General features: G+C 55.0%; 9 protein-coding genes. 5 read left to right on the plus strand and 4 right to left on the minus strand.

The window, feature by feature from the left end; genetic code table 11:
- Positions 1-53: 53 nt before the first annotated feature.
- A complete protein-coding gene (locus KHW85_RS08130; RefSeq protein ID WP_291459524.1) occupies positions 54-302 on the minus strand; it encodes a WhiB family transcriptional regulator in 249 nt (82 codons plus the stop codon).
- A gap of 145 nt (positions 303-447) precedes the next feature.
- Complete coding sequence (locus KHW85_RS08135) at positions 448-3,159, minus strand: FtsK/SpoIIIE domain-containing protein (protein WP_291459525.1); 2,712 nt, start codon at positions 3,157-3,159, stop codon at positions 448-450.
- Between the two features lie 636 nt (positions 3,160-3,795).
- Between KHW85_RS08135 and ligA the strand changes: the two genes are divergently transcribed.
- Positions 3,796-6,114 carry an NAD-dependent DNA ligase LigA gene (gene ligA / locus KHW85_RS08140; protein WP_291459526.1) on the plus strand — a complete coding sequence of 773 codons (2,319 nt, stop codon included), beginning with the start codon at positions 3,796-3,798 and terminating at the stop codon, positions 6,112-6,114.
- On the opposite strand, the gene KHW85_RS08145 is transcribed toward ligA, so the two are convergent.
- The gene (locus KHW85_RS08145; protein ID WP_291459527.1) at positions 6,111-7,373 is read right to left on the minus strand and encodes a phospholipase D-like domain-containing protein; all 1,263 of its coding nucleotides are present in this window, start codon (positions 7,371-7,373) and stop codon (positions 6,111-6,113) included. The genes ligA and KHW85_RS08145 overlap by 4 nt on opposite strands.
- Before the next feature lie 76 nt (positions 7,374-7,449).
- Here KHW85_RS08145 and gatC point away from each other — a divergent pair, with 76 nt between their 5' ends.
- From gatC to KHW85_RS08165, 4 genes are all read left to right on the plus strand, one after another.
- A complete protein-coding gene (gatC, locus tag KHW85_RS08150; protein WP_019127204.1) occupies positions 7,450-7,746 on the plus strand; it encodes an Asp-tRNA(Asn)/Glu-tRNA(Gln) amidotransferase subunit GatC in 297 nt (98 codons plus the stop codon).
- Positions 7,746-9,251, plus strand: a complete 1,506-nt coding sequence (gene gatA / locus KHW85_RS08155) for an Asp-tRNA(Asn)/Glu-tRNA(Gln) amidotransferase subunit GatA (RefSeq protein WP_291459528.1) — start codon at positions 7,746-7,748, stop codon at positions 9,249-9,251. The genes gatC and gatA overlap by 1 nt, the downstream gene beginning before the upstream one ends.
- Positions 9,251-10,747, plus strand: a complete 1,497-nt coding sequence (gene gatB, locus KHW85_RS08160; RefSeq protein WP_048713436.1) for an Asp-tRNA(Asn)/Glu-tRNA(Gln) amidotransferase subunit GatB — start codon at positions 9,251-9,253, stop codon at positions 10,745-10,747. The genes gatA and gatB overlap by 1 nt, the downstream gene beginning before the upstream one ends.
- 228 nt (positions 10,748-10,975) lie before the next feature.
- The gene (locus KHW85_RS08165) at positions 10,976-12,403 is read left to right on the plus strand and encodes an NADP-dependent malic enzyme (RefSeq protein ID WP_291459529.1); all 1,428 of its coding nucleotides are present in this window, start codon (positions 10,976-10,978) and stop codon (positions 12,401-12,403) included.
- A gap of 183 nt (positions 12,404-12,586) precedes the next feature.
- On the opposite strand, the gene KHW85_RS08170 is transcribed toward KHW85_RS08165, so the two are convergent.
- Positions 12,587-12,808 (minus strand): hypothetical protein (locus KHW85_RS08170; RefSeq protein WP_291459530.1); only part of this gene is annotated, 222 nt, incomplete at its 5' end.

The raw sequence follows: 12,808 nt of genomic DNA on the forward strand, positions 1-12,808 counted from the left end.
GGGGGGGGGGCACCGCCCCCGCCCCCCCCACCACTCATGTGTGCAGGCAATTCTCAGGACATACGGCGGGCGCGCGCTGCGCGGCGCTTGAGGGAGCGACGTTCCTCTTCGCTCATCCCTCCCCAAACGCCAGAGTCCTGATTGTTGTCGAGTGCCCACTGCAGGCAGATTGCTTGAACTGTGCATTCGCGACAAACTGCCTTGGCTTCAGCCGCCTGTGCGATGGCCGGACCCGTATTCCCGATTGGGAAAAAGAGTTCTGGGTCGACGCTGAGACATGCGGCTTTACTCCGCCAATCCATTATGGGTACTCCTTCAAGAGCATAAGTGCAGGCAAGGCATGCCCGCACCGAACAAAAACAACAGTCCTTAGTTTCAGGGATTGACGAGTGTATATCAAGAGTCAAGAGGCCATAAAAAACATAAATCGATGTGCAAGACGTCACTTTATTTAAGAGTCAGGACGAAACGCCCAGCAATGCCATGATGAACAATTACCCCAGAATAAGAATTCCAAGAATGTGCATATAAAGAACTGGGAAAACTCTGGCAATTCTGGGCGATGAATCGAAGCGCCTCTTTGGGTGGATTTGCGAAAAGTAGCAGTTCGGTGCGGTTTTCAAGTGCCCTCATCCACTGTGAGTGTTCGAAATGGTGAATGATGCAACCAGCATTTATCTCTTTAAGAGCGTCAATTAATGCCGAATTATCTTCTCCGATAAATGTGCAATTCTTTTCAGAAAATAAGAATCGTTTTAATTGCGCGCCGTAACGAATGATATACGAATGAATTCGCATGTCAGGGTCGGTTTTGGTAAGTGAAGCAACTCTAGATTGGGCAGTTGCTGGAGTGATCGGGAAGCGAGGTCTTTGTTGGGCTAAAGCGGATGCGTCGAGTGTCGCCAAAGGAAGAGAAGAGCAGGAGTTCATCTGCCGGGGCGCTGCGTTGCCTAATTGCGCCTGACAGTCGTGAAGTATCTGATTCCACGATGGGATGCTCAACGGTAAAGAGGGCTTCACTGAGTCGGTGCATAAGCAGAGTAAAGACTTGTGAGCACTGCTCCAAAGTTGAGCGGGCAAATCTGTACACTCGGCTCCCCGGATTGCTGGGCAGCTTTCCGCAATTTGGAGATTGGGAATCTCATACCAAATATGCTCATAGGAACCAAAAAGCGTGCGTGAGGTGAATCGACCTGAAACATCGCTCGCAATGAGAACAATGTTGACGCCATCGCATGAGCGAGTGAACTGACCCCATAGATCATGAGCGCGAAGCACTCCCAAGCACTCTTCCAACATATGCAGGGTCCCTTCGATATCCTCGAGCCAGATAACGCAAGGAGCGCGATGACAAAGGTCTTCGCAGAGGACCCCAAAATCCACGATGTCACGTATCAGGTAGTCGGGTGAGGTTGCGGCCGAATGCGGAGTGCCCGAATCAATCGAGACTCCGCAAAGGGGGAAGCCCAACGCATCGCTCAAGGTCGTGGCGCATGAACGGACAAGTAAAGCAAGTTTGTTTGTCGAGCTCCCAGAACCGCTCATCATAATGTTTCCGTGTTGCCACGTAAGGCATCGGTGTGCACCATTTTCGATCCCGTCGATGAGCCCAATGTGTATGCCCCGTTCAGAAGAATCCACCTGATCGAGATCGTCGCGTGTGAGTTGGGAGGGTAAAGAAGGACACCACAAAGGCGCTCCAATGGAAGCTGACTGCTTCTTCGAAATCGAAGCAATGATCTGCTCAATATTCCTGCAATACGCAAATTGGACAGGTTTTCCGGAACCGAGCAATGCTCTGCCGGGAATGCGAGGAAGGTGCGCGGCCTCTGCGTTGCCGATGACGCTGTGTGAATCAGATTCAGAGATGCTCCGCAGTGCAATTCGTAGTTCTGTGTTAGCTCGCATGTGAGCGTTGATTGAAGCACCGGGATGCTGGGTCGCATAGATCAAATGCAAACCAAGAGAACGCCCCTGAGCCGCGAGCCTTGAGAAGGTTTCGAGGGTTTCCGGATGTAGATCGGCAAGCACTTGGAATTCATCAATAACGATGAGGATCCGTGGAGGTGGAGGAGGCACACACCCCTGAAGAAAACGCTCACGCCACTGTGAGAGGTCCTTGACTGCGTATTGTGCAAATTGTGCTTCTCGCGTCGCGATGCATGACGCGAGACCTCTGAGAGCGCGCGAGGAATGACCGAGGTTAAGGTCGGTCAAAACGCTTTCAGTGTGGGGGAGCGCGGTAAGGGGAGCAAGGGCAGACCCGCCTTTGTAGTCCACCAAAACCAAGCGGAGGTGTGAAGGGGAGTAGCTCGTGCACAATCCAAGAAGCCACGTTCGAAGTGCCTCTGACTTTCCGCTACCTGTCGTGCCGGCAATAAGGGCATGAGGTCCGTGCTTCACGAGGTCGATGTCGACAATTCCTGAGGCGTCTTTCCCAATCGGTGTCCGTAACCCCTCATCGCTATCGATTACTTCAAATGGAAGTTCATCGAAACCGACGTGTTGAGGAATAGAACCGGATAGCGGGTCTCTACCCAGCATCTTCCACCAGGCCAAAGACACCGGTGCTCGGGAAGCGGGTATCACTGCGTGACACCACGTTGGAAGTTCACTGAAATGCTGTGCCCAAGCAAGGTGAATGTCCTCGTCCCCGGTTTCATCTTCACCCGGAGCGTGAATTCTGATGCTTATACGACAGGGGTCGGAATGAATGGAACCCTGGGCAAGAGATTTCCGCCTTCCGATATCGATAAGCTCATCAGGGCCTTCGGCTACCCGTGCTCCTCCCAACTGTGCCGCTAGCTGCGCCGCGCACCACAAAGCACTTAACTTGGCCTCGGGGCCAAGAAAACCAAGATACGTTTCCCCGCCAGCGCGAGAAACCGCGTGACCCCTCCCGCGCCCAATTTGGTTGGGATAGACCAGAAGGGGTGAAGATTCTGAGATGGAAGGAGCTGCAGCTTCAAGAAGAAGTGCAAGCCCCGCTGCGTCAATGCGATGCCTGGGTTTTCGTCGTTTCATGACTACTATCCCGATGATCGACATGCTGATGAGGGGAAGGGCAAATAGAAGAAGCGACATGCCGCCGTAGGCCCCCATGACGAACATGCGAAACGCCATGAAAAGTAGAAGCGGAACAATGCCAATGAAGGACATCGTAGGTAGGTGCCTTGAATTGCGGGAAGAAGAAGGAAAAGAAAGATCACGCGGCCGTTGGCGCAACTGGTAATAGTCAGTGGCAGATCGGCCAGCTACTTTGAGTTGCATACCTTTGACGGGGGTATATACGCGCTCTGGACGTAGGCGTCGCCACGGTGTGAAAGCCGTCGCGCGAATCCATATTCGTGCATCCTCACTGCGGAGAATGAAACTTATGCGCTCGCGGCTTCGGTGATTGGTGAAGATTTGTATCTGCGCTGGAAATTCTTGAGGGTACCCCAGGGGAGAAACAACAAGTCCAATGTTTGGCCCACTCACGCAGGCAAAATGCCACGAGGAGCGAAGGGCAGCTTGAAGAAGCGTTGGTGTCAAGGGGAAATCTCCCACGTGTGTGATCACCTCCCAAAAACATCCCTGCGAAAGCACGTGAACTGTGCGCTTGCGTGTGGACAGTTTCTCTTCACCCTTCAGCATTCGACAGTCGTCGTGCTCATGCTCGCGAAAGGGCAAAGCTGTGGAAAACGCCGATGCTTCGTCCAACCTGTGGAGGAGCAACAAAAAGAGGAGGACCAACAAGAAGATCTGCGTGTGGGGAACAAGCGCACCCTGAATGGAGATGACACAATGACAAGCATGAGTGAAGAGGAACGCCAGCTAGTTGACCGCTACCATCAACTCATTCAGGAAGTTGATGATGCTCGAGCGGCGTACTACAACCGTGATGCTCCTGTTTTGTCGGATGCAGAGTATGACAAGCTCTACCGCGAACTCGAAGACTTTGAGGCGAAATATCCGCAGTATCGCAGTGCAGATTCTCCGACCACTCAGGTTGGAGGTGCGGCTTCGGAAGCTTTTGCTCCCGTCGAACACCTCCAGCAGATGACCAGCCTGGACGATGTTTTCTCTTTGGAAGAGCTCGCAGGCTGGGAAACCCGAATGGCTAACGACACGGGCCGTAGCGATCTGGACATGCTCACCGAAGTGAAGATTGACGGTCTTGCCGTCAATTTGCTCTATGAAAATGGAGTACTTAATCGCGCAGCGACGCGAGGCGATGGATGGGTTGGTGAAGATGTCACCGCCAACGTCCGGACAATTTCGTGTATTCCTCATCGTTTGAGGGGCTTGGTTCCCGCCCGCGTTGAAATCCGCGGCGAGGTTTACTTTCCAACGAAGGATTTTGAATCTCTTAATGCTGAGCGCGTGCGCAAGGGTGAGGCGCCCTTTGTGAACGCACGTAATGCCGCTGCGGGATCTTTGCGTCAAAAAGACCGGAAGAAAACCGCTGAACGTCCTCTTGCAATGTTGGCGCACGGCATTGGTTTTGTCGAAGCCGGAGATAGCGGCTTCACGGAGCCCGATACCTTATCTGGATGGTTTGAGTGCCTGAAAAATTGGGGAATGCCGGTCTCTCCTCACACCAAGCTCCTTCGTGGTCGCGAGGCCATTGAGAAGCGTATCGGTGAATTGGGCGCTCAACGACACTCTTTGGAACATGAAATCGATGGGGTTGTCGTCAAGATTAATGATCGTGCGATTCAGGCAAGTTTGGGGACGACCTCGCGCGCTCCCCGTTGGGCCGCTGCCTATAAATTCCCACCCGAAGAGGTTAATACCCGACTCCTTGATATCCGAGTCCAAGTGGGTCGTACCGGGCGCGTGACACCGTACGGCGTTATGGAGCGTATCCTCGTTGCCGGTTCCCACGTCTCACGCGCAACCTTGCACAACGCTAGTGAAGTTGCACGAAAAGGCGTTCTGATTGGTGACCTTGTTGTTTTGCGGAAAGCTGGGGATGTTATCCCCGAGATCGTCGCCCCCGTAGTCGCCGCCCGCGATGGCAGTGAGTATCCCTTCGTCATGCCGGAAAACTGTCCTTCGTGTGGGACGAAGCTGGCTCCCCAGAAGGAAGGGGATGTGGATCTTCGTTGCCCAAACCAAGCGGGCTGCCCGGCACAAATAACCGAGCGGATTGCCCACTTGGGTGCCCGCTCTGCCTTGGACATCGAAGGACTTGGGGACGAGGCCGCGCTTGCCCTTACCCAGCCCGAGGCCAATCGCGATGAGGTAGCCGCCGCGCTCGCGGCAGGACGGACTGTTTTCCTGGAAAACGGGACCGCACTGCGCATGGAAAAGACTGCTGAATTGACGCATGGTGAACTGATCGGTGATGCCGAGGCTCTTCTGCCTTCTGTCCAAAAGCCTGTTTTGTCCTCAGAAAGTGATGTTTTCAGCCTCGATGCTGAACGACTTCGCGATGTCATGGTGTGGAAGCCTGTGACGAAGGAAGGTCAAGAAACCGGGGACTGGACGCAGGTTCGATATTTTTGGACTAAGGCATGGAAACAGAAGGGAAATAGCGGAGTCTATACCCCACTTGAGAGCACTCCTTCAAAGACCACGGAGATGATGCTCGAGCAGATTGAGGCCGCAAAAGAACGTCCACTTGCACGCATTCTGGTTGCGCTTTCAATTCGCCATGTTGGGCCAACTGCTGCCTCCGCTCTGGCTATGACTTTCCCCTCGATGGATCTCTTAATGGAGGCTTCTGTCGAACAATTGGCAGAAGTTGATGGTGTTGGCCAAGTAATCGCTCAATCTTTGCGCGAATGGTTCGAAGTAGATTGGCATGTGGAAATCGTTCGCGCCTGGCAAGCTGCGGGAGTCCGTATGGAAGATGAAGCTCGCGAGGATATTGAACAGACCCTCGAAGGACTAACGATCGTCGTTTCAGGAGCAATGCCTGGCTATACGCGAGAAGGCGCGAAGGAAGCGATCGTTGCCCGAGGAGGAAAGGCCTCGGGATCGGTATCGAAGAAGACGTCGCTGGTCATCGCGGGGCCCGGTGCTGGATCGAAAGCCGCAAAAGCCGAGGCCCTGGGAGTGCCCGTTGTTGACGAAAGCTATTTTGAGCGGGTACTTGAGCGTGGGCTGGCCGCCCTCGATGACTAAACGATAAATTCGAAGGGGTGCAAAAGACGCTCGGAAATTCGGGTGAGTAGCGAGCGTTCTTCCCATTCCTCGAAAGTAAGCTTGCGCGCATTGGTCAGGTCAAGCTCAAAGATCCGATCCATCGTCGCTGCGAAGGCTTGCGAACGGAACTGGACATTGACTTCGTAGTTGCCCTGCAGGGAAAGCCTGTCGATATTTGCGGTTCCGACAGTTGACCAGACTCCATCAATTGTCATGGTCTTGGAGTGGATCATTGCATCTTGGTACAGCCAGATTTCCACCCCTTCCTTCAACAGCGGCCCGTGATAGGGACGCCCAACCCAGTCGGCGAGGATGTGGTTGGAATACTCGGGGATCAGAATCTGTACCCGGACACCTCGACGCGCTGCGTGTACCAGGGATTCGAAAATCTCGCGGTCAGGGATGAAATACGCACTGGTGATGCGAATTGAGTGCTGTGCCCGATCGATTGCGTCGATATAGAGGCCGCGAACGGGGTAGAGCAGGCGTGAAGGTTGGTTGAAGGCCAGTGAGACATCGCTGGCCCACCTGGGGGCTCGACTGCGCGGAAGTTTAGGCTGTCCGCGACGCTTGAAGTGATTCCAGAAGTCAATAAAGCCGTACTTCAACTCCGCAACTGCTTCCCCTGTTACGCGCACGTGGGTATCACGCCATTCGAGGGCGAAAGGATCGCCAATGTTGTACCCGCCAACGAAGGCGACGCGGTCGTCGATGACCATGATCTTGCGGTGATCGCGACCGGTTTTACGCAGATTGAAGGTGAACATTCCCGAACGGATTTCGGGGAAACGTCGGATGTAGAGGTGGGGAGTCTTGGGGAAGACGTAAAAGAATGGGTCTTGGTTCATGACGGCGAAGCCGTCGTAGACGATGTGGACGTCAACCCCGCGCTGTGCGGCGGCAAGGAGTGCCGATTTGAAACGTTTGCCCCACGCATCTGAGCGCCAAATATACGATTCAAAGAAAATGTAGTTCTCTGCTGAGGTGATCGCTTCAAGCATGTCCTCATAAAGAGAGGTGCCCTCGGTATAGGTGCGAACCTTCGTCCCATCAACCTCGGTGTCTAATGGAGGAAGAGTTGGGAAACCACCTGCGACCTGCGGAACGCGGTCTTTACGGAGCCTATCAACGACATGGACGCCGATCAGTGCCGCTGCCTGGGCACCCACAAGCGCTGCGCCGGTAATTTTCAGTGCCTTGAGGGTGCGCGAAGAAAAAGACGGTCGATGATGAGACATGTTTTAAGCCTACTCAAAAGTTGCCAACGATGGGCATGGTATGAGAGGTGCGGCCCGGGCGGGTATCATCCTTGTTATGGCAAGGATCAGTACTGATGAGGTCACCCGTGTGGCGGGATTGGCTCGAATTGCACTTACACCGGAAGAAATCACCAGAATTGCTGGTGAGTTAGACGTTATTACCGAGGCCGTTGCAAAGGTCTCCGAGGTTGCAACCCCGGATGTGCCCGCGACCTCGCACCCCATTCCGCTGTCGAATGTGTGGCGTGAAGACGTCGTTGGCCCAACGCTTGACCGCGACGAGGTTTTGGCGCAGGCCCCCGCGCAAGAAGACGGAATGTTCTTGGTTCCGCAGATTTTGGAGGAGGACTGATGAATCCGTTGTTGAAGAAGTCCGCCTGCGAGCTTGCTGACCTGCTGCATAGCGGTGAAATCACTTCTGTTGAGCTCACTCAGGCGTGCTTGGATCGCATCGATGCGATTGACCCCAAGGTCCACGCCTTCCTGTATGTCGATCGTGAGGGTGCTCTTGCAACTGCTGCCGACGTGGATGCGCGTCGTGCCGCTGGGGAAGAATTGCCTCGCCTGGCAGGCGTGCCTATTGCGGTCAAGGACAACATGGTGACCCGAGGCGTTCCCACGACCTGTGCGTCGAAGATCCTTGAGGGATGGCTTCCTCCCTACGATGCAACCGTCGTCGAGCTTCTGCACAAGGCTGGAATGCCGATCTTGGGTAAGACCAACATGGACGAGTTCGCTATGGGCTCGTCGACCGAGCACTCCGCTTACGGCCGTACCGGAAACCCGTGGGATCTTGATCGTATCCCCGGCGGCTCCGGAGGTGGCTCCGCTGCTGCTGTTGCATCCTTCATGGCGCCGCTGGCTTTGGGCTCTGATACCGGTGGTTCGATCCGTCAGCCCGGTGCTGTGACGGGAACTGTGGGGGCAAAGCCCACATACGGCGCAGTTTCACGTTACGGACTGATCGCTATGGCCTCGTCGCTGGACCAGATTGGCCCGGTCACCCGCACGGTTGAGGATGCGGCCGCACTGACCGAGGTGATTGGTGGCTACGATCCCCACGATTCGACGTCCCTGAATGAGCCGGTTCCTGCACTCTCTGAAAGTGTTACTCGGGTTGCTAAGGACGGGAAGATTGAGGGGCTGCGCGTTGGCGTTGTCCGCGAACTCTCCGGTGAGGGCTACCAAGATGATGTTCTCGAGGCCTTCAACGCGACCGTTGAGAAGTTGCGTGCCGCCGGTGCTGAAATCGTTGAGGTTTCCTGCCCGAGCTTCGATTACGCTCTTGCTGCCTACTACCTGATTATGCCGGCTGAGGTTTCCTCGAACTTGGCACGTTTCGACGGTATGCGTTATGGCATTCGCGTCGAGCCCAGCGAAGGCCCTGTTACCGCAGAGCGCGTTATGGCAGCGACTCGTGAAGCCGGTTTCGGCGATGAAGTGAAGCGCCGTATTATCTTGGGCACTCACGTCCTGTCTGCAGGCTTCTTCGATGCCTACTACGGAAGTGCGCAGAAGGTTCGTACCCTGATTCAGCGCGACTTTGCGCGTGTCTTTGAAGAGGTCGATGTTCTGGTTTCGCCGACCTGTCCGACAACGGCATTCCGTTTCGGAGAGAAGATGGATGATCCCATGGCGATGTACCTCAATGACATCGCGACCATCCCTGCAAACCTGGCCGGAATTCCTGCGATGAGTGTTCCCAACGCCGTCAGTGCCGAGGGCCTTCCCGTTGGATTCCAGATTCTTGCTCCGGCTCACCACGACCTCAAGATGTATGAAGTCGCAAGCCTCGTTGAGCAACTCAGTGGCGATATCGCGGGTAATTGCCCCGCAGCGCAGTGGGAGGAAAAGTGATGACTGAGCTGATGGATTACCAGGAGGCTACCGCTTCCTTCGATCCGGTTCTCGGAATTGAAGTTCACGTCGAGTTGGGTACCGCGACCAAAATGTTCGATGCGGCCCCCAATGCCTTCGGTGGCGACCCGAATACCTACGTGACCCCAGTGTCGCTTGGCCTTCCCGGCTCGCTCCCCGTGGTCAATCACCAGGCAGTCGAATACGCGATCAAGATCGGCCTCGCATTGAATTGTTCAATTGCCAAGAGCTGCCGTTTCGCGCGTAAGAACTACTTCTACCCGGATTTGACGAAAGCTTTCCAGACCTCGCAGTCAGATGAGCCCATCGCTTATGACGGCTATGTGGACGTTGAGCTAGAGGACGGCACTATGTTCCGCGTTCAGATTGAGCGTGCGCACATGGAAGAAGATGCCGGAAAGAACACTCACATCGGTGGCGCGGATGGTCGTATTCAGGGTGCGGACCACTCGCTGGTTGACTACAACCGTGCGGGTGTCCCCTTGGTTGAGATCGTGACCCGTCCTATTGAAGGGGCAGGGGAGCGAGCACCAGAGGTTGCCGCTGCATACGTTCAGGCACTGCGTGATATCTTCCGTACCCTTGGCGTGTCTGAGGCGCGTATGGAGCGCGGAAATGTCCGTGCCGATATCAACGTTTCTCTTCGTCCGACCCCGAGCTCTCCTTTGGGGACTCGAACCGAAACCAAGAACGTGAACTCTTTCAGGGGTATCGCGAACGCCGTTCGTTTCGAGATTCAGCGACAGGCGCAGATCTTGGCTGACGGTGGATCAGTGCTTCAGGAAACCCGTCACTTCCACGAGGAAGACGGAACGACCTCGTCTGGTCGTGAAAAGTCCGATGCAGAAGATTACCGCTACTTCCCCGAACCGGATCTTGTCCCGGTCGTTCCCTCTGAGGAATGGGTTGAATCCCTGCGTCAGTCCCTGCCTGAGCTTCCGGTCGCCAAGAGGCGCCGTTTGCGCGAGCAATGGGGTTTTGCCGATAAGGAAATGCGCGACGTCATCAACGCGGGTGCGCTTGAACTCATCGAGGCAACCGTCGAAGCCGGAACTGATCCCGCAGCTGCACGTAAGTGGTGGATGGGTGAGCTGGCTCGTTACTCGAAGGACAAGCAGGTTGCGCTTGAGGACCTACCGGTTTCTCCCGCACAAATCGCACAGCTCCAGTCCTTGGTTGATAGCGGTCGTCTGACCGACAAGCTTGCTCGCCAAGTCCTTGAGGGGGTTCTTGCGGGTGAAGGCGATCCCGAGCAGGTCGTAGCTGCACGCGGACTTGAAGTTGTTTCTGACGATGGTGCACTCACTGCAGCCGTTCAGGAAGCGCTGGACGCGAACCCCGATATCGTCGAGAAGATCAAGGGCGGCAAGGTTCAGGCCGCCGGCGCTCTTGTCGGTGCGGTGATGAAGGCTACCCGTGGCCAGGCAGATGCTGCCCGCGTTCGCGAACTCATTATGGAAATGGTTGGCGCTTGATCCTTCGTTGATTAAATGCCCCTGGCCCGGTCTGTGCAGCAGGCCGGGCCCTTTCCATGCCTGTCAAGGACCGAGGAGCGCAGGGAGCGAGGAATCGGGACTTCATACCACGGCCTCGGAAATTAGGCTCAAAATGGACACTGCTGCACCCGCGCACTGGCGCGGCTACGATGGGGGAGGAGTCCTTGTCGGCTCTCCTCAAAACAATCGGATATGCAAAGGTGACCAATGCGTACTTCTCCGTCATACACCGCGTCCTACCGTCTTGAAGTCGACGAAGCCAACCTTTCGGTTTCGCAGATTGTGGATGCCGTTTCTGCTACCGGTGCTCAGATTAAAGGCCTTGATGTTGCCGATTCTGACCGTGGTCGCATCGTTATTGACCTCACCTGCGACATGCGTGATTCCGAACATCGCCGCGAGGTTGAAAAAGTTCTCGATGACCTTGAAGGTGTTCACACCTCTTCCGTGGCAGACCAGACCTTCATGGCCCACGTCGGCGGCAAGATCGAGGTGAAGCCCAAGGTTCCTCTGCGTAACCGTGACGATCTTTCTCGCGCATACACCCCCGGTGTTGCACGTGTCTGCACAGCGATTCATGACACGCCTTCTAAGGCCCACCTGTTGACCATGAAGGCCAATTCTGTCGCCGTTGTCTCGGACGGTACCGCGGTTCTTGGTTTGGGCGATATCGGCCCTGAAGCTGCTCTTCCCGTGATGGAAGGCAAGGCCGTTCTGTTCAAGCAGTTCGGTGATGTCGATGCGTGGCCTGTTGTTCTTGATACCAAGGACACTGAAGAAATCATCTCGATTGTTAAGGCAATCGCGCCCGCATATGGCGGAATCAACCTCGAGGATATTTCTGCTCCCCGGTGCTTCGAAATTGAAGAGCGTCTGCGCGCAGAGCTCGATATCCCGGTTTTCCACGATGATCAGCACGGCACGGCAATCGTTGTGCTGGCAGCGTTGATCAATGCACTCAAGCTCGTCAACAAGAAGATTGAGGATGTGCGTATCGTCGTCTCCGGTGTTGGTGCAGCGGGTTCCGCTATCATCAAGCTCCTGCTGGCTCAAGGCGCGCGAGACATTGTCGGCTACGGTCGTACCGGTGCACTTGCAGGTGATGATGTTGAGGGTATGCACCCCTCACGTGCATGGTTGGCGCAGAATACGAACCCGCGCATGGTCCATGGCAGCCTGAAGGAAGGCATTGTTGATGCCGATGTCTTCATTGGTGTCTCCCATGGAAACATCTTGGAGCCTTCGGATATCGCAAAGATGGCTCCGGGTGCGATCGTTTTTGCTCTTGCAAATCCGACTCCCGAGGTTGATCCGATTGCAGCCGCCCAGTATGCGTCAATCGTTGCGACCGGTCGTAGTGATTACCCGAACCAGATCAACAATGTTCTGGCCTTCCCCGGTCTATTCCGTGGGCTCCTGGATGCAAAGGTCAAGGAGATTACAACCGAGGTTCTTCGCGTCGCTGCAAACGCAATTGCCGATGTGATTAGCCCCGACGAGCTTTCACCCAACTACATCATCCCCGGTGTTTTCAACGAGGCCGTCCCCGGTGCAGTCTCGAAGGCAGTGCGTCAGGCGGTCCATGACCTTCCGACCATCGATATCCCCGTTCAAGAGCACATGGATGCTCGCTGAGTTAGGGGAGTGAAGTTTCGCGGGAAGTGGGTGCGCTTTGGTAGCGTAGCTCCTTTCTGAAAAGATCCGCTTCAACCATAAATCGCAGGACCTGCCTCTTTGTGAGGCAGGTCCTGCTTTTGTTGATATACGCATGTATCGCATTGAAATTTAGCCGTTATTTGGTGAATGTTTGCTGGCTGGTCATTCAGAAATGGCGGTATCACTTGCTTTTGTGTGCTGGTTCACGTGGTTTTGGTTTGACGTGGTGGGGGTTGGGTGTGTAGATTTTTCTTTCGTCGCCGCGGCCTTGTGGTTGTGGTGGTTGCCTTCTTTCTTGGCTTTTCCTGCTGGTTTTTGGTGGGTTTGGTTGGGTTTGTGGGGGTGTTGTTTGTGAACTCGATAGTGTGTTTGTTTTTTGTTTTT

Origin of the sequence: Actinomyces sp. oral taxon 181 (assembly GCF_018370895.1) — a bacterium.
Classification (GTDB): Bacteria; Actinomycetota; Actinomycetes; order Actinomycetales; family Actinomycetaceae; genus Pauljensenia.